This window comes from Pseudomonas sp. GL_093 (assembly GCF_057837605.1).
Genome location: NZ_CM174448.1, coordinates 1,795,021 through 1,815,869 on the forward strand (window position 1 = coordinate 1,795,021; position 20,849 = coordinate 1,815,869).

The 20,849-nt window shown below is 58.7% G+C and carries 22 protein-coding genes; 10 read left to right on the forward strand and 12 right to left on the reverse strand.

Annotated elements, in window-relative coordinates; translation table 11 throughout:
• Nucleotides 1-2 precede the first annotated feature (2 nt).
• Nucleotides 3-995: an SMC-Scp complex subunit ScpB gene (gene scpB, locus AC3IUE_RS08070; protein WP_489266646.1), complete on the forward strand. Its 993-nt coding sequence runs from the start codon at nucleotides 3-5 to the stop codon at nucleotides 993-995.
• Between the two features lie 46 nt (nucleotides 996-1,041).
• On the opposite strand, the gene AC3IUE_RS08075 is transcribed toward scpB, so the two are convergent.
• Nucleotides 1,042-1,785 (reverse strand): anti-sigma factor family protein, encoded by a 744-nt coding sequence (locus AC3IUE_RS08075; RefSeq protein ID WP_461997392.1) that lies wholly within the window; start codon nucleotides 1,783-1,785, stop codon nucleotides 1,042-1,044.
• On the reverse strand, nucleotides 1,778-2,290 hold the full coding sequence (locus tag AC3IUE_RS08080; RefSeq protein WP_056742166.1) for a sigma-70 family RNA polymerase sigma factor: 513 nt from the start codon (nucleotides 2,288-2,290) through the stop codon (nucleotides 1,778-1,780). Before AC3IUE_RS08080 ends, AC3IUE_RS08075 begins: the two co-directional genes overlap by 8 nt.
• A gap of 154 nt (nucleotides 2,291-2,444) precedes the next feature.
• Here AC3IUE_RS08080 and AC3IUE_RS08085 point away from each other — a divergent pair, with 154 nt between their 5' ends.
• The 3 genes from AC3IUE_RS08085 to rluB all read left to right on the forward strand — a co-directional run bounded on the left by AC3IUE_RS08085 (nucleotide 2,445) and on the right by rluB (nucleotide 5,314).
• Nucleotides 2,445-3,413 (forward strand): metallophosphoesterase family protein, encoded by a 969-nt coding sequence (locus tag AC3IUE_RS08085; RefSeq protein WP_056742163.1) that lies wholly within the window; start codon nucleotides 2,445-2,447, stop codon nucleotides 3,411-3,413.
• A 13-nt stretch (nucleotides 3,414-3,426) separates the two neighbouring features.
• A complete protein-coding gene (locus AC3IUE_RS08090; protein ID WP_046046425.1) occupies nucleotides 3,427-3,735 on the forward strand; it encodes a cupredoxin domain-containing protein in 309 nt (102 codons plus the stop codon).
• A gap of 280 nt (nucleotides 3,736-4,015) precedes the next feature.
• Nucleotides 4,016-5,314: a 23S rRNA pseudouridine(2605) synthase RluB gene (gene rluB / locus AC3IUE_RS08095; RefSeq protein ID WP_008156114.1), complete on the forward strand. Its 1,299-nt coding sequence runs from the start codon at nucleotides 4,016-4,018 to the stop codon at nucleotides 5,312-5,314.
• A gap of 201 nt (nucleotides 5,315-5,515) precedes the next feature.
• Here rluB and AC3IUE_RS08100 read toward each other — a convergent pair whose 3' ends face one another.
• Together AC3IUE_RS08100 and AC3IUE_RS08105 are read right to left on the reverse strand one after the other, a co-directional pair.
• Nucleotides 5,516-6,481, reverse strand: coding sequence for a M29 family metallopeptidase (locus tag AC3IUE_RS08100; RefSeq protein WP_056742160.1), 966 nt, complete (start codon nucleotides 6,479-6,481; stop codon nucleotides 5,516-5,518).
• A gap of 69 nt (nucleotides 6,482-6,550) precedes the next feature.
• Nucleotides 6,551-6,688: a hypothetical protein gene (locus AC3IUE_RS08105; protein WP_046046423.1), complete on the reverse strand. Its 138-nt coding sequence runs from the start codon at nucleotides 6,686-6,688 to the stop codon at nucleotides 6,551-6,553.
• Between the two features lie 930 nt (nucleotides 6,689-7,618).
• Here AC3IUE_RS08105 and AC3IUE_RS08110 point away from each other — a divergent pair.
• Both AC3IUE_RS08110 and arfB read left to right on the forward strand, forming a co-directional pair.
• Nucleotides 7,619-9,040, forward strand: a complete 1,422-nt coding sequence (locus tag AC3IUE_RS08110) for an amino acid permease (protein WP_489266651.1) — start codon at nucleotides 7,619-7,621, stop codon at nucleotides 9,038-9,040.
• Between the two features lie 222 nt (nucleotides 9,041-9,262).
• Complete coding sequence (arfB, locus tag AC3IUE_RS08115; protein ID WP_008010994.1) at nucleotides 9,263-9,676, forward strand: alternative ribosome rescue aminoacyl-tRNA hydrolase ArfB; 414 nt, start codon at nucleotides 9,263-9,265, stop codon at nucleotides 9,674-9,676.
• On the opposite strand, the gene AC3IUE_RS08120 is transcribed toward arfB, so the two are convergent.
• From AC3IUE_RS08120 to phhA, 6 genes are all read right to left on the reverse strand, one after another.
• Nucleotides 9,673-10,887, reverse strand: coding sequence for an MFS transporter (locus AC3IUE_RS08120; RefSeq protein WP_489266653.1), 1,215 nt, complete (start codon nucleotides 10,885-10,887; stop codon nucleotides 9,673-9,675). The genes arfB and AC3IUE_RS08120 overlap by 4 nt on opposite strands.
• 105 nt (nucleotides 10,888-10,992) lie before the next feature.
• Entirely contained in the window at nucleotides 10,993-11,190 is a 198-nt protein-coding gene (locus AC3IUE_RS08125; RefSeq protein WP_056742154.1) for a hypothetical protein, read from the reverse strand.
• 75 nt (nucleotides 11,191-11,265) lie between these two features.
• A complete protein-coding gene (locus tag AC3IUE_RS08130) occupies nucleotides 11,266-11,397 on the reverse strand; it encodes a hypothetical protein (protein ID WP_008156098.1) in 132 nt (43 codons plus the stop codon).
• A 212-nt stretch (nucleotides 11,398-11,609) separates the two neighbouring features.
• Complete coding sequence (locus tag AC3IUE_RS08135) at nucleotides 11,610-12,803, reverse strand: amino acid aminotransferase (RefSeq protein WP_489266656.1); 1,194 nt, start codon at nucleotides 12,801-12,803, stop codon at nucleotides 11,610-11,612.
• On the reverse strand, nucleotides 12,803-13,159 hold the full coding sequence (locus tag AC3IUE_RS08140) for a 4a-hydroxytetrahydrobiopterin dehydratase (RefSeq protein ID WP_008030478.1): 357 nt from the start codon (nucleotides 13,157-13,159) through the stop codon (nucleotides 12,803-12,805). Before AC3IUE_RS08140 ends, AC3IUE_RS08135 begins: the two co-directional genes overlap by 1 nt.
• Before the next feature lie 103 nt (nucleotides 13,160-13,262).
• Nucleotides 13,263-14,048, reverse strand: coding sequence for a phenylalanine 4-monooxygenase (gene phhA / locus AC3IUE_RS08145; RefSeq protein WP_489266659.1), 786 nt, complete (start codon nucleotides 14,046-14,048; stop codon nucleotides 13,263-13,265).
• A 280-nt stretch (nucleotides 14,049-14,328) separates the two neighbouring features.
• Here phhA and AC3IUE_RS08150 point away from each other — a divergent pair, with 280 nt between their 5' ends.
• Nucleotides 14,329-15,888 carry a sigma-54-dependent transcriptional regulator gene (locus AC3IUE_RS08150; protein ID WP_489266661.1) on the forward strand — a complete coding sequence of 520 codons (1,560 nt, stop codon included), beginning with the start codon at nucleotides 14,329-14,331 and terminating at the stop codon, nucleotides 15,886-15,888.
• A gap of 272 nt (nucleotides 15,889-16,160) precedes the next feature.
• Here the strand turns inward: AC3IUE_RS08150 and AC3IUE_RS08155 are convergent, their stop codons facing one another.
• Nucleotides 16,161-16,919 carry a WbqC family protein gene (locus AC3IUE_RS08155; protein ID WP_056742144.1) on the reverse strand — a complete coding sequence of 253 codons (759 nt, stop codon included), beginning with the start codon at nucleotides 16,917-16,919 and terminating at the stop codon, nucleotides 16,161-16,163.
• The gene (locus AC3IUE_RS08160) at nucleotides 16,916-18,034 is read right to left on the reverse strand and encodes a DegT/DnrJ/EryC1/StrS family aminotransferase (RefSeq protein ID WP_056742142.1); all 1,119 of its coding nucleotides are present in this window, start codon (nucleotides 18,032-18,034) and stop codon (nucleotides 16,916-16,918) included. Before AC3IUE_RS08160 ends, AC3IUE_RS08155 begins: the two co-directional genes overlap by 4 nt.
• A 481-nt stretch (nucleotides 18,035-18,515) precedes the next feature.
• On the opposite strand from AC3IUE_RS08160, the gene AC3IUE_RS08165 reads away from it, so the two are divergent.
• The 3 genes from AC3IUE_RS08165 to flgH are packed head-to-tail and all read left to right on the forward strand — an operon-like array spanning nucleotide 18,516 to nucleotide 20,835.
• The gene (locus tag AC3IUE_RS08165; RefSeq protein WP_056742140.1) at nucleotides 18,516-19,256 is read left to right on the forward strand and encodes a flagellar basal body rod protein FlgF; all 741 of its coding nucleotides are present in this window, start codon (nucleotides 18,516-18,518) and stop codon (nucleotides 19,254-19,256) included.
• A gap of 45 nt (nucleotides 19,257-19,301) precedes the next feature.
• On the forward strand, nucleotides 19,302-20,087 hold the full coding sequence (flgG, locus tag AC3IUE_RS08170; RefSeq protein WP_056742138.1) for a flagellar basal-body rod protein FlgG: 786 nt from the start codon (nucleotides 19,302-19,304) through the stop codon (nucleotides 20,085-20,087).
• A gap of 52 nt (nucleotides 20,088-20,139) precedes the next feature.
• Nucleotides 20,140-20,835, forward strand: coding sequence for a flagellar basal body L-ring protein FlgH (gene flgH, locus AC3IUE_RS08175; protein WP_056742133.1), 696 nt, complete (start codon nucleotides 20,140-20,142; stop codon nucleotides 20,833-20,835).
• Nucleotides 20,836-20,849: the final 14 nt, after the last annotated feature.

Consider the following 20,849-nt stretch of genomic DNA (forward strand, 5'->3'; position numbering starts at 1 on the left):
TCATGAACCTGACTGAACCCCGCGAGCTGGCGCCATTGCTTGAAGCCTTTCTGTTGGCCTCGGGAAAACCGCAATCGCTTGAACGCCTGTTCGAACTCTTCGAAGAGGGCGAGCGGCCGGAGCCGCCAGTCTTCAAGAAAGCCCTGACGATTCTCGCCAAGTCCTGCGACGGCCGGGCCTTCGAGCTCAAGGAAGTGGCCTCCGGGTATCGCTTGCAGATCCGCGAAAAGTTCTCGCCGTGGGTAGGACGCTTGTGGGAAGAGCGGCCGCAACGGTATTCCCGTGCCATGCTCGAAACCATTGCGCTGATCGCCTATCGTCAGCCGATCACCCGAGGCGAGATCGAAGACGTGCGGGGCGTGGCGGTCAACAGTCACATCGTCAAAACCTTGCTGGAGCGCGAGTGGATCCGCATCGTCGGTTACCGCGACGTGCCGGGTAAGCCGGCGATGTTTGCGACCACCAAGGCGTTTCTCGACCATTTCAATCTGAAAAACCTCGACGATTTGCCACCGCTGGCCGAATTGCGCGAGCTGGAGCCTGATCCGGTGCTCGACTTTGACGATGCGCCGGTGCCTGCCGGACTGCAGGAGTTGGCGGACGCCAGCGCCGAGCCGGAAGAGCCGAAGGAAGAAACCAGTTTCCACACCCTGTTGCTGGAACTGGACACCATGGAGGAGGGGCTCAAGACCGACTTCGACGATCTGCTGCGCGATGGCGAGGTGACCGAGACCGAAGAGATCCTGGATCAGCCCGAGCCCGAGCCTGAAATCGAAGTTGAACTTCAGGTCGAGCCCGAAGCCACAGTCGAAGAAGAGCAGGAAGAAGAGCAGGAAGATGATGTGCTTGGCGTTGCCGAAGCTCGTGAGAAACTCCTGGCTGCTGTCGCTGCGCTTGAACAACACAAGCCCAAGCCCGAGTTGACCGACGAAGAAGCCGAAGCCCAAGCCCTTGCCGAAGCGATCGAAAACGAACGCCGCCAGTTCGAAGACTGACACGAACCCAAAGTGGGAGACTCTATGTTGCAGCGCAACCTTGCCTTCAGGCGCCGTTCTTGAGCAACTGGCTGAACGCCTCCAGCTCACTTTTCTCCAGATCGGAAACCAGCACAAATCGCATGTGGTTTTCTTGCCAGAACACTACGTTAAAGCCGCGGACCATCTGACTCTGCCGCGGCTTATCCGCCTCCTGCGTGGGCAGGATAAACACATTGATAATGTGCTTGGCGCGCCCATAACTCAGGGCCGCCGTGGTCTGATGTTGCAGGTAATCCAACCGTCCACCCAATAATGGAAAGCCCTGCGCCGAGTAATCGAATACCGGCGGCGAGAAGTCGAGCTTGCCGGTGAACCAAGGCTTCACTGTATGGCGGTCGGACGAAACCACATCGTTCAAATGTTCACCCATTAACGAGCGGACATGGCTGGAGACCGCCTCATCCATCAACGGCTGTTCGCTGGCCGGTGTGACGACATACAGCATCACTGCCAAGGCCAGCGCTGTCGCTGAAAAAACAGGCGCGAACCATTTTCGCCAGCGTTCCACTGCACGGACTTGTGGCGCAACAGGGGCGAAAAGGTTGGCAGTCAACGACGCCGGTGCCGAGTAATACGGCGCATGTCGCTTCACGCTTACCTTCAGTAGCCGCGCCTGATCATGCAACCGCGCGCATTTGGCACATACGGCCAAATGCCCGGCGACCCGGGCAGCCATCACCGTATCGAGTTCCTTGTCCAGATAGCCATGAACCAGCGTCTGGCAAGCAGTGCAGTCGAGTTCATTCATGATCATGCAACTTCAATAGTTCGAGCTTGAGCATGGCGCGAGCCCGGGCCAGTCTCGACATGACGGTGCCGATGGGGATGTCGGCCACCAAGGCGATGTCCTTGTAGGGCATGTCTTCGAGCTCCTTCAGAATAATCACCTCGCGAAATATTGGCGGCAGGGCGCACAGGGCTTGCTGGACAATCGTCGCGTTTTCCGTGTGAATGGCCAGCAACTCCGGGGTCTGGCCGTGACTCAACGCGGCATCGTCTTCGGGCAGTTCATCGCCGATAGCCACCCAGTGGTGGCCGGCCGAGGCCTTGAGCCAGGTGTAGCTTTCGTTACGCACGATGGTCAGAAACCAGGCCTTGGCATTGCCGTCGGCGAAACGGTGCAAGAATCTGAACGCCCGCAGGGCGCTTTCCTGCACGACGTCGCGCGCGGCGCTGTCGTTACCGGTGAGCCAACGCGCGAGGTTGTAGGCGGCGTCCATGTGGGGCGCAAACAAGTCCTCAAATCGCTTCATAGTGATTCCCGTAACGTCCCACCCCTATAACCGTCACTCGCTGTGTTTTATTCCCGGGGAAAAAATAATTTTCCGACGTGGAATAAACACTCGTCCCGCAAGGTTGTATCTCGTGTCAGCTACATCACTGTAGTCCGCTAGCGAGGGCACACCGATGGACATTCATTCAAAACACGAACGACGCACCGACGGTCCGCTGAACCCCGACCGCCGGACACTGCTCAAGTGCTCCGCGTGGGCCGGAGCCGGTGTGATCTGGGCCTTGAGCGGCGGCGTTCCGCGGGCGTTTGCGCTGGACGAATCCGGCAACGTCTCCGACCCCAAAGCGCTGGCCAGCACCTTTCACTTTGTGCAGATCAGCGACTCGCACATCGGTTTCAATAAGGAGGCCAACCCGGAACCGTCGAAGACCTTGCAGGTGGCCATCGACAAGGTCATCGCATTGCCGAAACGGCCGTCGTTGATCCTGCATACCGGCGATATCACCCACCTGTCGAAACCGGAAGAATTCGATACTGCCGCGCAACTGCTCAAGGGCCTTCCGTCCACCGTGCACTACGTGCCGGGGGAGCACGACACCCTCGACGAGGGCGGCGGCAAACTCTATCTGGAGCGTTATGGCAAGGGCACCAAAGGCAATGGCTGGTACAGCTTCGATGACCACGGTGTGCATTTCATCGGGCTGGTGAATGTCTTCAACTTCCAGGCTGGCCATGAAGCGACGCTTGGCGCCGATCAACTGGCATGGCTGGACGATGACTTGCGCGCCGTGACGAGCAGCACGCCAATCGTTGTGTTTACCCATATTCCGTTGTGGACGATTTATCAGCCGTGGGGTTGGGGCACCGAGGATGGCGATCAGGCGATTGCCATGCTGCGCAAGTACGGTTCGGTGACGGTGTTGAACGGGCATATCCATCAGGTCATCCAGAAGGTTGAAGGCAATATCACCTTCCACACCGCCCGCGGCACGGCTTATCCACAACCTGCACCGGGTGCGGCGCCGGCACCGGGGCCGATGACGGTGGCGGCTGATCAATTGCGCAATTATCTAGGGGTCACTGACGTGCGAGCGACGCAGGGCGAGCATCCACTGGCGCTGATCGATTCGACACTGGTTTAGCGGAGGAACGGGGATGAAAACGCGACTGTTGGCCGTTGTCTGCCTGATGTTGTCGATGCCGGCGTGGGCTCAGGAGGTGAAAATCGATATCAAGGAGTTCATGTTCGGGCCCAAGGATTTGAACGTGGCCGTGGGCACCAAAGTGACGTGGGTGAACGACGACCAGGTTCCGCACACGGTGGCGGAAACCCACAAGGTGTTTCGCTCGGGGGCGCTGGATACCAATGACAGCTTTTCCTGGGTGTTCAACACGCCGGGGGAGTTTGAGTATTTTTGTGCGCTGCATCCGCAGATGATCGGGAAGATTGTGGTCAGCCAGTGATGTCGCAAGAAACTTGCGATAGATCGAGCTGAAGAAACCCTAAACCCCCTGTGGGAGCGAGCTGGCTTGCTCCCACATGGGTTCAGTGTCGCGGTTGAGCAAACTCGGCGACACCGGTCGGCGGAAATACAGGTAAGTCTGCATTGATCAGCTAGTCTCTGATGCGCGAACGCTCCCATGAGCGTATGATTCGCGACCCTTCGGCGATCCCTTTGCCCAAGTACCCAGTTTTACATTGCTTCAGGCCACGCCTGAACAGACCACACCGGGAGGTGCCCAGATGAGTATCAACGACCAGAAAGACGACCAGGAAATCGGCCCAGCAGGCGAAAAACTGCAGAAAGTCCTCGCCCGTATCGGCGTCGGCTCGCGCCGTGACGTAGAAGCCTGGATCAGCCACGGCCGCATCAAGGTCAATGGCAAAGACGCCACCCTCGGGCAGCGCGTCGACATGCACGACGCCATCACCATTGATGGCAAGGTGATCAAGCGCGAAGAAGCCGCCGAGTCGGTACGCCGCGTGATCATGTACAACAAGCCGGACGGCGAAATCTGCACCCGCCTTGATCCGGAAGGCCGTCCGACCGTTTTCGACAAGATGCCGCGCCCGAAAGAAGGTCGCTGGATCAACATCGGTCGTCTGGACATCAACACCACCGGTCTGCTGATGTTCACCACCGACGGTGAGCTGGCCAACCGTCTGATGCACCCTTCCTACGAAATGGACCGTGAATACGCGGTACGTGTGCGTGGCGAAGTCGATGACGAGATGATCGAGCGTCTGAAAGCAGGCGTCGTCCTCGAAGACGGCCCGGCCAAGTTCACCGACATCAAGCAGGCGCCAGGTGGCGAAGGTTTCAACCACTGGTACCACTGCGTGGTGATGGAAGGTCGCAACCGCGAAGTTCGTCGTCTGTGGGAATCCCAGGGCCTGGTGGTCAGCCGTCTGAAGCGCGTGCGCTTCGGTCCGGTGTTCCTCAACTCCGACCTGCCGATGGGCCGCTGGCGCGAAATGAGCCAGTACGAAGTCGACATTCTGAGTGCTGAAGTTGGCCTGACGCCTGTGGCCATGCCGCAGATGAATGCCAAGAGCAAAGACAAGCTCGACCGCATGCAGCGTAAATCGTCGCGTCCAATGGGCAAGACCGAGCGCGTGCGTTCGTTGCGTCCAGCGATCGGCAACCAGACAGCGGCTACTCCACGTGATACTCGTGAGCCGCATATCGAAGGCGAACGTCCAGCCCGCAAACCAGCAGCCCCTCGTGCTGACGGCGAGCGCGGTCCACGCACGCCACGTCCGGCCAATGGTCGCACTGAGCGTGGCGAAGGCCGCGGTGCGCCAAGCGGTGGTCGTAGCGATCGCGGTGCTCCAGCCGGTCGTGGCGAGTCTCGTGGTGAGTCGGGTCGCGGTACGCCGGTGGCAGACCGTCCTTCCGACACCAAGCGCCCGGCCAAGGCACCGGCGAAGAAGCGTCCAGGCATCGTCCTGGTCGACAAGGACGCGCCATCGGGCAAACGCCGTGGTGCGCCAGCCGGTTCGGGCCAGCGTCCGGGCTTCGGTCGTCGCAAGCCTGAATAATCGGTAAGCGCCAAATGAAAAACGCCAACCTTCGGGTTGGCGTTTTTTTTGGTTTGGCTTTAAGTAAGGTGGTGACTGTTCGGGCCTCATCGCGAGCAAGCTCGCTCCCACAGGTGATCGCATTTCCATGAGACAACGCGATCACCTGTGGGAGCGAGCTTGCTCGCGATGAGGCCTGTAGCGGCACCGCCTGCTTTGTGGCTAAAACACAAACCGCCCATCAAACACCGGATCATCATCCAGCGCCAACACGCCGCTGGAGAAGATCAGGTCCAGATGATGGCTACCCTTCGCGCCACCCCCCAATCCCAGATGCAGCCCGCAATGACGCTCCTCGAACCCGGCATTGCGCGCATACAACGCTTTAACGCCTTCATTGGTACCAATCCCCAACTCCTCAATCCGCCGATTGGATGGATTGGCCTCCAGGTACTTGTTGAAGTCATGTTCCAGCCCCGGCACCTCGGTGGCGATTTTGCTGATGGTCGAGTTCTCGATCCACAACTCTAGCGGCGACTCCAGCACCCCGTATTTGCGGGCAAATGGAATGGTGCTGAGAAAAGTCCCCATGAACTTGACCCGGCCGTTAATGGCCTCGCTGTGCGTGGCAATTTCACCAGGCGCCAGATCGAAGTTGCCGACGCCGTTGATGTCGGTCCACTTCTTGATACTGCTCAACGGTGTTTCGAACCACGAACCGTGATCATCTTTGAAACTTAACGTGGTGGCATGGGACATGCGCTGGATCAAGTGGCTGTTCAGCCCGGCAATGCGCTGCGGTGTGACACTGAACGTGTCGTAGAAGTAATCGCCGTAATCCTTGAACAGCAGCGACTTCTTCCAGTTCTCGGCCATGACGCCTTGCAGTGCGCGGACAAATTCCGGGCCGTCGGGGCGTGGGTTGGGCAGGGTGGAAGAGTCGTAGAAGAAAATGTACAGATCACTGTCGGCAATCGCTTGGGCCAGCAATTCCGTAGGTTCCAGGTCCAGTCGCATTGCGCTGAAGCTGAACCGTGGGCTGTCACTGGCCTGTTCGGCGATGGCGTTTGTCAGTGCCTGGTAATCAGCCGTGTGGCCGAGCAAGACCTTCGCCGGGTTGATGCCGGCAAGGGCAGGATGATGTTCGAGGTAGTAAAAGAAATGCGAAATGGCGCGTTGCTTATCCATGTAGTCCTCCCTGACAAACCGAGAAAAAGTGGCAGGCACCACCGGCCGGATCGTGCCTGCCGGGATGTCTTACAGAGGCCACATCGCTGTGCCGAACGGAACAACCGCATCGGCTTGCATCATTTCAACGGCGGCTTCATGGGTCGGTGCTGCAAACCAATCGTCCAGTTGCAGTTCAGTTTCCAAGTCTTTTTCAAGTGCTTGCATTGTGAATCTCCTAGATGACTTTTTCGGTAAGTGCTGCGGCGCGTTTTCAGTCATTGAACAACTCGCCAACTTGCTGATTGATGCGTCTCGGCAAGTCGCTGAAAACCTAGTTCAGAGGTTTTTAAATTGCAAAAAAATAATCAAATAAGATTTATTTGAACTTTTTATTCTGTTTTTAATTAGGCAATTTGTTAATAAAAAACAAAAAACTAACTCGACCTTCTCCTAAGGAAACGTCCTACCGTCAATTTGCAGTCAGCCTACAGCCAGATCTGATTCGGCAAATTTACGTTACGGCATGTAAAGAAATGCTGACGAAATCAGGCCTCAAAGCGCTTGGTTTGACGCTTGCGCAAGGGGTGTAAGGAAAACCTTCCGCCCAACAGCTAGTTAACCCATCCGCAGGGCTCTGGCCCGCTTGTTTCAGGCGCGGTTGAAGGGTGAGATGCGCCCCATGCCTGTCGTGCAGGTGCATAACAAGAAGGAGGCGCAATGTACGCCGTGACTCATCTCCATCTCCCCCCGTGGAGCGATTTTTCCGTCGCTCCCGTCGATGACCTGCAAAGGTCTGACTCTATTTTTGCAGCCGCCCGAGACCCTCGAGGCGGACACAGGCAATCCCGGCAAATGACACGCTGATCCAGTGGTGTCTGGCAGCAGGGGGTTACAGGTGTACAATGCGCCGCGTTTTAACTGTGACCTCCTGCGCATCTGCGCAAACCTCAAGGCTATCCGCCTTGTTCACTCCGCCGCGCCACAAGCGTGTCGGGTTCGATTTCGTCACAGATAAAAACAAACAGGTGACGCATGACCGTTGTAAAAACGCTGAACTCCTTTTGCCTTCGCTGGGGTTTGATCGGCGCTGCTTGAAATCGCAACCGAGCAGCAACGTCTAACGAACATCATCAAACCTTGCGTGAGACCCTTTTCATGAGTGGACAAAACTCGCATTCAGGCGAGCTGAAACGCGGCCTGAAAAATCGCCATATTCAACTGATCGCCCTCGGTGGCGCGATCGGTACCGGGCTGTTCCTCGGCTCGGCCGGCGTCCTGAAATCCGCCGGCCCGTCGATGATCCTCGGCTACGCCATCTGCGGCTTCATTGCTTTCATGATCATGCGCCAGCTCGGCGAAATGATCGTCGAAGAGCCAGTCGCCGGTTCCTTCAGCCACTTCGCCCATAAATACTGGGGCGGTTTCGCCGGCTTCCTGTCGGGCTGGAACTGCTGGATTCTGTACATTCTGGTGGGTATGTCGGAGCTGACCGCGGTCGGTAAATACATCCACTACTGGGCGCCACACATCCCGACCTGGGTCTCGGCAGCCGGTTTCTTCGTCTTGATCAACCTGATCAACCTGGCGAACGTCAAAGTCTTTGGTGAGGCCGAGTTCTGGTTCGCGATCATCAAGGTCGTGGCCATCGTCGGCATGATTGCGCTCGGCAGCTACCTGCTGGTCAGCGGCGACGGCGGCCCGCAAGCGTCGGTGACCAACCTGTGGGTCCACGGCGGCTTCTTCCCGAACGGCGTCAGCGGTCTGGTGATGGCCATGGCGATCATCATGTTCTCCTTCGGCGGCCTGGAAATGCTCGGTTTCACCGCAGCTGAAGCCGACAAGCCGAAAACCGTGATCCCGAAAGCCATCAACCAGGTGATCTACCGGATCCTGATTTTCTACATCGGTGCGTTGGTTATCCTGCTTTCGCTGACGCCATGGGACAGCCTGCTGGCGACCCTGAACGCGTCGGGTGATTCCTACAGCGGCAGCCCGTTCGTTCAAGTGTTCTCGATGCTTGGCAGTGACACCGCTGCGCACATCCTCAACTTCGTGGTCCTGACCGCGGCGCTGTCGGTGTACAACAGCGGCACCTACTGCAACAGCCGCATGCTGCTGGGCATGGCCGAGCAGGGCGATGCGCCGAAAGCCTTGTCGAAGATCGACAAGCGCGGCGTGCCAGTGCGTTCGATCCTTGCTTCGGCGGCGGTGACATTGATTGCCGTATTGCTGAACTACCTGATCCCGCAAAACGCGCTGGAACTGTTGATGTCGCTGGTGGTTGCCACCCTGGTGATCAACTGGGCGATGATCAGCTTCTCGCACTTCAAGTTCCGCCAGCACATGAACAAGACCAAACAGACGCCGCTGTTCAAGGCCCTGTGGTACCCGTACGGGAACTACATCTGCCTGGCGTTCGTGGTGTTCATTCTGGGCGTCATGCTGCTGATTCCGGGCATCCAGATCTCGGTGTATGCGATTCCGGTGTGGGTCGCGTTCATGTGGATCTGCTACGGCATCAAGAACAAGCGTCGTGACCGGCATGCGTTGCAGGCTGCGGGTTCCGCTGCCAAGTAAGTACAAAGCGCAGAAACAACAAACCCGGCCATGTGCCGGGTTTGTCATTTCAGGATTCATACAAACCCCTTGTAGGAGTGAGCCTGCTCGCGATAGCGGTGTGTCAGTCGACATCTTAGTTGCCTGACACACCGCTATCGCGAGCAGGCTCACTCCCACAGGGACCGCATTCTTTCAGTTCATTCGCGGTATCCTGAGCGCCCTGAATCCGGACGCTTTTCCATGCTGGTGATTTCCAACAACGTGCATCTGCCGGATGCCGAGATCGAGTTGACCGCCATTCGTGCCCAGGGCGCCGGTGGGCAGAACGTCAACAAGGTCTCCAGCGCGGTGCACCTGCGTTTCGACATTCCGGCCTCGTCCTTGCCCGAGTTCTACAAGGAGCGACTGCTGGCGCTGCGCGACAGTCGCATCACCAGCGAAGGGGTGTTGATCATCAAGGCCCAGCAATACCGCACGCAGGAGGCCAATCGCGCGGATGCGCTGGAGCGGCTGACCGAGTTGATCCTCAGTGCCACCAAGGTCGAAAAGAAACGTCGTCCGACCAAACCAACCCTCGGTTCGAAGAAGCGTCGGCTCGAATCCAAGACCAAACGCGGCAGCATCAAGGCCGGGCGTGGCAAGGTCGATTTTTAGCGCGCTTGGCGTTCTTCCCGGTACTTTTCATTGAGATGCTTCGGCGCCTGCCGGTACAGGTAAACGCTCAGTGCCAGACCGCTCAACGCGGCAATCGCGGCGAACAGAAAAATCGAGGCAAAGCCGAAACCGGCGGCAATCGCACCCGCGAGTGGCCCGGTAATCCCCAGCGACAAATCGATGAACAGCGAATAAGCCCCGACTGCCGCGCCACGACTGGAGGCCGGCACCAGGTTGACCGCTTCCACGCCCAGTGCCGGAAACACCAGCGAAAAACCGAACCCGCTCAGCGCTGCACCGGCCAATGCCCAATGAGCGTCCGGCGCCAGCCATAGCAGCAACAGCCCCAGTGTTTCCACCGACAGGCAGGCAATCGCCACGCGAAAGCCGCCGAGGCGGTTGATCAGGTTGCCAAACAGCAGCCGCGCACCGATGAAGCTGGCGCCGAACAAACTCAAGCACAGCACCGCGTTGTCCCAATGCTGCGTGGCGTAATACAACGTGATGAAAGTCGCGATAGTGCCGAAACCGATGGAACCCAGCGCCAGACCGCAACCATGTGGCAGCACGCGCCCCAGCACATGCATGAACGGCAACCGTTCACCGACCACAATCGGCGCGGCGGTTTTCGGCCAGGCCAGCACCAGACCGAGGACGCCCAGCAACACGATGCTCACGCCCATGCTCCACAAGCCCAGCTGATTCACCAGCAGCACGCCCAGCGGTGCGCCGACCGCCAGTGCGCCATAACTGGCGATGCCGTTCCAGGAAATGACTTTGGCGGTATTTGCCGCGCCGACCCGGCCGATGCCCCAGCCGATCGAGCCGGAGCCCACCAGGCTTTCCGCGCTGCCGAGCACCAGACGGCCGATCAACAGGCTGATCAAACTCAACATCGGCAGGCTTTGGGTCCAGGCAGAAATCAGCATGAACACGCCGCTCAAGCCGCAGCCGGCGAGGCCGTACATCACGGCGAGTTTGCTGCCCTTGTTGTCGATGATTTTCCCGGCATAAGGACGGCTGAGCAGGGTGGCCAGGTATTGCACGCTGATCACCAGGCCGGCAATGACCGCGCCGAAGCCCAGATCGCTGTGGACGTAGCCCGGCAACACGGCCAAGGGAATGCCGATATTCAGGTAGCCGATGAAGGTGAACAGGACGATGGAAACGACTTGCAGCGTGACCGCCAGGGGGCGCTGGTTTTCAGACATGGGTAAAGATCCACGGGAAAGCAGGATAGATAGGCTGCTTATGATAGCGGCGCGAGCGGCTGCGGGTCGTGGAAAAAGTAAAACTATTTGCCGGACGGGGATGAATCAGGGTTTGGCAGGAGCGACCAGGTGCGTGGTGACCAGGGCGGCCAGGGCGTTTTCTTCGCTGCCGAAGCGGGCGAGCAGCGCGGCGCGTTTCTCGGGGGAAAGGCGATTCCAGATCTCGATCATCTTCTCGGTAGTACCGATCAAGACGCTGGCCTGCAGCTCTTCATCAAAAGGAGGGGTGAAGTCGTCGGTCATGGTGGGGCTCAAGGGTTCAGGCGGTGTGGAAAGCGCATGTTAGCGCTTTCCACACGGTCTGGCATTGCAGGTGAATCAGTCTTCGCTGTCGGCCTTGCGGCGTTCAGTGGCTTCTTTTGGCTCGGGCTGTTGGGCACCGGCTTGTTGCGTGGGCGTCTGCTCAGTTTCGTGCAGGCTTGGGAAGGGGAGATTAGGGATCTCGTGCATATCGCGCTCCTCGCAAAGTCTGTTGATAGATCTGGTAGATCCGCGCTTTTAAAAAGCTTGGGGAGGATACAGCAGAAGAAATGACAAATAGACTTTTATATCCAATTGTTGCGACGGATGGGATTGTCTAGACAGGTCTGCAAGAGGGAGCGACACAAAGCAAATGTGGGAGCAGGCTCGCTCCCACAGGGGGGCTGTGTGGTGCTTGATGGTTATTTGCAGACTTCGGCGATTGCTTCGGCCAGCAGGTCCAGACGCGTTGCATCAATTCCGGCGACGTTGGCCCGGCCTGAGTTGACCATGTAAACACTGTGATGATCACGCAGCTGTTTGACCTGGTCCGGTGTCAAACCGGTGTAGGAAAACATCCCGCGCTGCACGCCGATGTGCGCAAAGCGCTCGCGCAAACCATGAGGCTCAAGCGCTTCAACCAAACCGCTACGCAGTTGGGCGATACGCAAACGCATGGCTTCCACTTCGTCGGCCCAGAGGCTTTTCAGCTCTGGATCACCGAGGATGGTCGCTACCACCGCAGCGCCGTGATCTGGCGGTGTCGACCACAGGTTGCGGGCGATGTTGGCCAGTTGGCTGCGGATATCCACCAGCTTTTCAGCGGTTTTCGCGCAGATAATCAGCGCACCGGTGCGGTCGCGGTACAGGCCGAAGTTCTTCGAGCAGGAACTGGTGATCAGCACTTCCGGCAACGCGGCAGCGAACAACCGCGTCGACCAGGCATCCTGTTCCAGGCCATCGCCGAAGCCCTGGTAGGCGAAGTCGATCAGTGGCACCAAATCGCGACTGCGCACCACGTCCAGCACCCGGCGCCAATCGTCATGGGACAAATCGAAACCAGTCGGGTTATGGCAGCAGGCGTGCAGCAGCACTACATCGCCCTTCGGCGCTTCATTGAGTACCGCGAGCATCGCCTCGACGTCGAGGCGGTTGTCGCTGCCAACGTACGGGTAATGACTGACCTTGACTCCGGCCGCCGCGAAAATGGTTTCGTGGATTGGCCAGGTCGGATTGCTCAGCCATACACCTCGGCCCGGCAGGCACTGGGCGATGAAGTCGGCACTCAAGCGCAGCGCGCCAGTGCCGCCCGGCGTTTGCGTTGCGCCGGCCCGTTGTTCGGCGATCAGCGGGGAATCGGCACCCAGCACCAATTCAACGATGGCCTTGCCGAACGCCGGTTCACCGTGACCACCGATGTAGGTTTTGGTGGTCTGGCGATCCACCAGACGTTGCTCGGCGAGCTTCACGGACTGGGGGATCGGTGTCAGGCCCTGGGCATCTTTATAGACGCCCACGCCGAGGTCGAATTTGCGCGGGTTGGGGTCCTGCGCATAGGCCTCCATCAGGCCGAGAATCGGGTCGCCGGGTACTCGTCCGATGGCGTCGAAATGCATTATTTGCGGCCCTCGGCGTCCTTGGCCACTTCGTCAGTGCGCGCGGCCATGATGAAATCGTTGCGATGCAGGCCTTTGATGGAGTGGCTCCACCAGGTCACGGTGACTTTGCCCCACTCGGTCAGCAGGCCCGGGTGGTGACCTTCAGCCTCGGAGATTTCACCGACGGCGTTGGTGAACGCCAGCGCGTGCTTGAAGTTCTTGAACAGGAAAACTTTTTCCAGCTGCATCACGCTGTCGCGCACTTCAATGTTCCAGTCAGGAATCTGCTTGATCAGTACCGGCAGTTCTTCGTCGCTGACCTGAGGGGCATCGGCGCGGCAGGCTTCGCAATGGGCTTGGTTCAATGTGGACATGATGGGTTCCTGAAATCGAATTATTGGAATTCGGCCGTCAATTCACCAGGCTAAACCAAAGCGTCGGTTCCTGACAGGCTCACTTGATTCTAAAAGCTGCGGATCACGCAGCCTTTGGCGGAAATTTTGGGGTGCGCAAGCCTAGCTGCATGCCTTGCTTGACCATGCCCATGATGTCTTCGTGGGCGAGGTCGAACAGGCGCTTGAGGTTCGGCAGGACAAAGTACAGCGGTTGCAGGATGTCGATGCGATACGGCGTGCGCATGCATTCCAGCGGATCGAAGGCCTGATGCTCAGGTTCGTCCGACAGGCAGTAAACGGTTTCTTTCGGCGAGGAGAGAATGCCGCCGCCGTAGATGCGCAGGCCTTGTGGCGTATCGACCATGCCGAACTCGATGGTCATCCAGTACAAACGCGCCAGGTACACGCGTTCCTCTTTGGAAGCCTGTAGGCCAAGTTTGCCGTAGGTGTGGGTGAATTCGGCGAACCAAGGGTTGGTCAGCAGCGGGCAGTGGCCAAAGATCTCGTGGAAAATGTCCGGCTCTTGCAGGTAATCCAGCTCTTCGCGGGTACGAATAAACGTCGCCACCGGGAACTGCTTGTTGGCGAGCAATTCGAAAAAGGTCTGGAAGGGGATCAGTGCGGGTACCCGGGCAACTTGCCAGCCGGTGGTTTCACCGAGGACTTTGTTGATTTCACCGAGTTGCGGAATGCGGTCGTGGGGCAGACCGAGTTTTTCGATACCGTCCAGGTATTCCTGGCACGCGCGACCCTCGATCACTTTCAGTTGGCGAGTAATCAGCGTGTTCCACACCGCGTGTTCTTCGGCGGGGTAGTCGATAAAACCTTGCGCATCGGGCTCGCGAGCCACGTATTGCGTCTGCTTCATGCTGCTCTCCTGCTAGGGGATTTCGTTCTTGTTATGTCCTGCTATGGACCTAGAAATACCTCAAGAAATGCAGTGTTGCAGCACGCGAGTCGCGTCGTGCGTAGGAAAATTCGTCGATTTTCGTAAAGTTTTCGTTACGGATCAGCCGCTGTGGCGCAGGGATTGAGATTTCCGGGTTTGAAATGGTGTGCGGGTGTCACATAATCTTGACGACTAAGTTGGCGCCTGAGCAGAAAAATCCTTGCCCAGTCCCTCGATCTCTCCTGTTTCGGGCCTTTATATGCGTATCAAAGTCCACTGCCAGAACCGCATCGGTATCCTGCGCGACATTCTCAACCTGCTGGTGGAGTACGGGATCAACGTCGCTCGCGGCGAGGTCGGCGGTGAGCAAGGCAACGCGATCTACCTGCATTGCCCGAACCTGATCAACATTCAGTTTCAGGCATTGCGTCCGAAATTCGAAGCGATTGCCGGGGTGTTCGGCGTCAAGCGTGTAGGGCTGATGCCCAGCGAGCGTCGGCACATGGAGCTCAATGCGTTGCTCGGCGCATTGGAGTTTCCGGTGCTGTCGATCGACATGGGCGGTTCGATCGTCGCGGCCAACCGTGCGGCGGCGCAGTTGCTCGGGGTGCGGGTGGATGAGGTGCCGGGGATTCCGCTGTCGCGTTACGCCGAGGATTTCGACTTGCCGGAATTGGTGCGCGCCAACAAGTCGCGGATCAACGGCTTGCGGGTGAAGGTGAAGGGCGACGTGTTTCTCGCCGACATCGCGCCACTGCAATCGGAGCATGACGACAGCGAAGCCATGGCCGGCGCGGTACTCACGCTGCACCGCGCCGACCGGGTCGGTGAGCGCATCTATAACGTGCGCAAACAGGAATTACGCGGGTTCGACAGCATTTTCCAAAGCTCGAAGGTGATGGCCGCGGTGGTGCGCGAAGCCCGACGCATGGCGCCGCTGGATGCGCCGCTATTGATAGAAGGCGAAACCGGCACCGGTAAAGAGTTGCTGGCGCGAGCCTGCCACCTGGCGAGTCCGCGGGGGCAGTCACCGTTGATGGCGCTCAACTGCGCCGGTCTGCCGGAGTCGATGGCCGAGACCGAGTTGTTTGGCTACGGCCCCGGCGCTTTCGAAGGGGCGCGGGCAGAAGGCAAGCTCGGGCTGCTGGAACTGACGGCGGGCGGTACGCTGTTTCTCGATGGCGTCGGGGAAATGAGCCCACGTTTGCAGGTGAAATTGCTGCGTTTCCTGCAGGACGGTTGCTTCCGTCGTGTGGGCAGCGATGAAGAGGTTTATCTGGATGTGCGGGTGATCTGCGCGACTCAGGTCGACCTGTCAGAGTTGTGTGCACGCGGCGAGTTTCGCCAGGATTTGTATCACCGCTTGAACGTGCTTTCGCTGCACATTCCGCCATTGCGTGAATGCCTCGATGGCTTGACGCCGCTGGTGGAGCACTTCCTCGATCAGGCCAGTCGGCAGATCGGTTGCCCGCTGCCGAAACTGGTGCCAGCGGCGATGGAACGGCTCAGTCACTACCACTGGCCGGGCAATGTTCGGCAGTTGGAAAACGTGTTGTTCCAGGCGGTTTCCTTGTGCGAGGGCGGGACCGTCAAGGCCGAACATATTCGCTTGCCGGACTACGGCGTGCGTCAGCCGCTTGGCGATTTCTCGCTCGAGGGCGGGCTGGACGAGATTGTCGGGCGCTTTGAAAAAGCGGTGCTGGAGCGTTTGTATTCCGAGCACCCGAGCAGTCGGCAACTGGGCAAGCGGTTGGGGGTTTCGCACACCACCATTGCCAACAAGTTGCGTGAGTACGAGGTCGGTAAAGACAACACCTGACTGATCGTTCCCACGCTCTGCGTGGGAATGCAGCCCGGGACGCTCTGCGTCCCGCCGTTGTCGACGATGAAGTCGTCGAGTAGCACCAGCGCCTGGGCCATCTGCATGGACTCGGCTGACCAGGAACGCACGTCCCGGTGCACATGACGCACGTAGGCGTCGGTGCTTTTCAGGTTGTTCAGACCGCCAAACGAATTGAGGGCCAGGCAACGGCGTGCGGGTAAGAATTTTGCCCTTTGCGCAGCTCCAGTTCGAAATAACCGGCGATGGCTTCAGGCACGGACAATCTCTCCACGTTTTGCCCACGCCCCCACGGTCTGCGCGTCGTTGTACATCAAAGCGTCGAGAATCGACAGGCCGGGCACGAAGGGTTGTTCACTCGATCCCTGTCGGTAGTCGGGTAAGTTGGCCTTGAGCAACTCAAGGGTGATACCGACCTGTTGGAATGCTTCGGCCTGGTAGAGATGACCGCCATTGAAGGGATTGAGGTAGTGGGTGCCAGCGCTGGCCTGAACCACTTCGAGTATCCGGTCCTGGGCTTTGCTGTCAGCGGAAATCGGTAGAGCGCTGGAACGGATGATCGGCGTTTGCAGCCCGATCAGGCAGCAGCAGGCCCGTAGTATCCGCTCGTTGAGTTCGGCAATGCCCTGAGCAGGCTCGACCAGCAGCGCTTCCAGCCACGCCAGCATGCGCGGAGCGTGGGGCGCGCGGCGATAGGCGAAGCTCAGCTTGTTGAGGATATCGTCAGGGGCGAATGTCTCGGCAATACGCTTTTCCATGATCTGCTGAGTCTGACTGCCTTTGGTCAGCGGCACCCCGAACCACTTCGGCTCCTGTCCCAGCAAATAGCGGTTGCGTTCGATCCAGCCCCTCTTGATGAACTGCACATTGTCAAAGATGACAAAACAGTCGACTGCGGCGATCAGCTGGAAATAACCCAGATAAGGCAGGAAGTAAGGTTGCATGATTGCAATCCGGTATTGCTGGTCAGCTGCCGGGGCGCAGACATTCGAGGTGCGGGCCAGGCTCATACCGCCCGGGCCTTGATCAGCACCTCGATGATCTGCGCCTGGGTCTTCGTATCGAGATCCGGATAGATCGGCAGGCACAGTATCTGGCGGGACACCTCATAGGCATTCCCCAGCTGAGAGAGATCCGAACTGGGAAGGCCGCGGTACATCGGAAATTCGCATATCAGCGGGTAGAAGTACCGGCGCACGTGGATGTTTTCTGCACGGTAGCGGTCGTACAGCTCGTCCCGGCTCACCCCGAAGCGCTCACTGTCGACCAGGATCGGACAATAGGCATAGTTCCAGTCCAGCCCCTGCGGTTGCTCCAGGAGGCTGATACCCTCTATGCCTTCCAGAGCGCTCTGATAATACTCAAACACCTTTTGCCGGCGCCTGAGGGCCTCGTCAATGTGGCGCAACTGCAGTACGCCGAATGCTGCCTGCAGCTCGTTCATCTTCCCGTTGATACCGGCAGCCATGACCGTGACTTCATCGGCAAAACCGAAATTCTTCAAGTAATCGATGCGCCGTTTGATCTTTTCGTCAGGGCAGATGATGGCGCCGCCTTCGAAGGTATTGAATACCTTGGTGGCGTGGAAGCTGAGAATCGACAGGTCGCCGTTGTTGAGAATGCTCTCGCCGTTGTGTCGGACACCGAAGGCATGTGCGGCGTCATAGATAACTTTAAGTCCATAGGTGTCAGCGACGGCCTGGATGCCTTCGACATCACAGGGAATGCCATAGCAATGAACTGGAAGGATCGCCGTAGTAGCCGGGGTGATGGCTTCGGCGATACGTCGTGGATCGAGGTTCTTGGTGACCGGATCGATGTCCACGAACACCGGCTTGAGATTGTTCCACAGCAGCGAGTGAGAGGTGGCCACGAACGAGTAGGGCGTAGTGATGACTTCGCCAGTAATGCGCAGCGCCTGGAGTGCTGTCACCAATGCCAGGGTACCGTTGGAAAACAGCGAAATATGCTGGACGCCGAGGTATTCGGCCAGCTCCTTTTCCAGTTGTTCGTGGAAGGGGCCGCCATTGGTCAGGCGCTTACTGTCCCAGATGCGCTGCAGGTAAGGCGTGAACTCTTCCAGAGGAGGCATTAGCGGGCTGGTAACGGTAATGGGATTGGCCATGGGTACACTGCTCGGGGTGACTGAAAAATGGCACACGGCTCGGGAGTACCTGTGACGTGGCGTTGCATTGCGGTCAATATCGGCGGGCTGCAGTGCCATGAATCCGACAGCTGGCTCTTGATGTGTGGGTACTCCAGCAAAAAATCGGCCAACTCCCTCCGTACCAATTGGTTGGTGTTGTGTTTGTGTGCGGTAGCCCTTGACGAACAATGTTTGTGCGTTAGTGACTGGGTAGTCGAAACGCGTATGTCCAGTCTAATGAATCGCAGAGCGTGGGAGCGATCAAAGGCTGACACTTGCCACTTACCGGCATAACACCGCCGGTTTTTCGTCTTCGATACAATCCTCCAATCCCCCCTGAACCCCTCAAGTCCTTTGTTTGCCGGGCCCTGCGCCGCCAGAAAAAAGTTGGTCTGCAAATTGCTTATGGCTCAGCAGTACAGCGGTGGGCGGCAAACGTCCGGCATGCAGAGGAAAGAGTGTGGACAAGTACCTTTATGTGGCAATGACCGGCGCCAGCCAGAATGCACTGGCGCAGAAGGCTCATGCGAACAACCTGGCGAACATCTCCACCAACGGTTTCCAGAAAGACCTGGAGCAGGCGCGTTCGATGCCGGTGTTCGGCGACAGCTTTCCGGCGCGTGCGTTTGCCCTGTCCGAACGTCCGGCCACCGACTTCTCCCCTGGCGCATTGGTGGAAACCGGTCGTGACCTCGATGTCGCGGTGCAAGGCAATGGCTGGATCGCCGTGCAGAACCCGGACGGCGGCGAAAGCTACGTGCGCACCGGCAGCCTGAACGTCGACGCCCTGGGCGTGCTGCGGGCCGGCAACGGTATGCCGGTGATGGGCAATGGCGGGCCGATTGCCGTGCCGCCCGAGCAGCAAATCGAAGTGGGCGAGGACGGCACCATCAGCATTCGAGCGATGGGCGAAGGTCCGCGCGTGATGGCGGAAGTCGACCGCATCAAGCTGGTTAATCCTGACTTCAAGAACATGACCAAAGGCCTGGACGGTTCGATCCACACCAAGGATGGCAAGCCGGCGCAAGCCGATGCCGACGTCAAACTGGTGTCCGGTTTCCTTGAGTCGAGCAACGTCAACGCCGTGGAAGAGATGACCTCGGTACTGGCCCTGGCCAAGCAGTTCGAACTGCACATCAAGATGATGAACACCGCCAAAGAAGACGACCAGGCCATGGCTCGGGTCTTGCAGATCAGCTAATTATCAGAACGTCGCGCCGTAAAACAGGCGCACGAGGAGAATCGAATGCTTCCGGCTCTATGGGTTGCCAAAACAGGTCTGTCCGCCCAGGACACCAACCTGACGACCATTTCCAACAACCTGGCCAACGTGTCGACCACGGGTTTCAAACGTGACCGCGCCGAGTTCCAGGACTTGCTCTACCAGATCAAACGCCAGCCAGGCGCCCAGTCGACCCAGGACAGTGAACTACCGTCGGGTCTGCAACTGGGTACCGGTGTGCGCATTGTCGGCACCCAGAAAAACTTCACCGCCGGCAGCCTGCAAACCACCGAGCAGCCGTTGGACATGGCCATCGACGGTCGCGGTTTCTTCCAGATTCTGCAGCCGGACGGCACGACTTCCTACACCCGTGACGGTACGTTCCACCTGGACTCCAACGGTCAGATCGTGAACGCCAGCGGCTTCGCCCTGGAACCGGCCATTGTCATCCCGAACGATGCCCAGACCTTTACGGTCGGTCGTGACGGCACCGTGTCCATCACCGTTGCCGGCAACCCGGCCTCCCAGGTGATCGGCAACCTGCAAACCGCCGACTTCATCAACCCGGCCGGTCTGCAGGCTGTGGGCAACAACCTGTTCCTGGAAACCGCGGCCAGCGGCGCGCCGCAAGTCGGCACCCCGGGCCTGGCCGGTTTCGGCACCACGCTGCAGAACACTCTGGAAACCTCGAACGTCAGCACCGTTGAAGAGATGGTCAACATGATCACCACTCAGCGCGCTTACGAGATGAACTCCAAGGTGATCTCCACCGCCGACCAGATGCTCTCGTTCGTAACGCAGAATCTGTAATCAAGTCTATGAGGCGGCCATGAGGTCGCCTGCAACACCGTGAGGTAGGGTCATGAATCGCTATGTATCTGTTCTGGCACTGAGTGGGATCGCCGCGCTTTCGGGCTGCGTCGGTCCGACGCCCAAGCCCAATGACCCTTACTACGCCCCGGTGTTACCGCGCACGCCGCTGCCGGCGGCGGCCAATAACGGCTCGATCTACCAGGCCGGTTTCGAACAGAATCTGTACAGCGACCGCAAGGCGTTCCGGGTCGGCGACATCATCACCATTACCTTGAACGAGAAGACCCAGGCCAGCAAAAACGCCAATTCCCAGGTCGGCAAGAACAGCAAGACCAGCATTGGCCTGTCCTCATTGTTCGGCAGTACGCCCAATACGAATAACCCGCTCGGCAGCGGCGACCTGAGTCTGGATGCCAGCTACAGCGGCGACCGCGCGACCAAGGGTGACAGCAAGGCCGGGCAGGGCAACAGCCTCACCGGCTCGATCACCGTGACCGTCGCCGACGTGTTGCCCAACGGCATCATCGCCGTGCGCGGCGAGAAGTGGATGACCCTCAATACCGGTGATGAACTGGTGCGGATTGCAGGGCTTGTTCGTGCCGATGACATCGCGACTGACAACACCGTTTCGTCGACCCGTATCGCCGATGCACGCATCACCTATTCGGGCACCGGTTCGTTTGCCGATGCGAGTCAGCCAGGCTGGTTCGACCGTTTCTTCCTCAGCCCGCTGTTCCCTTTCTAGGTGGCTACGTTGAA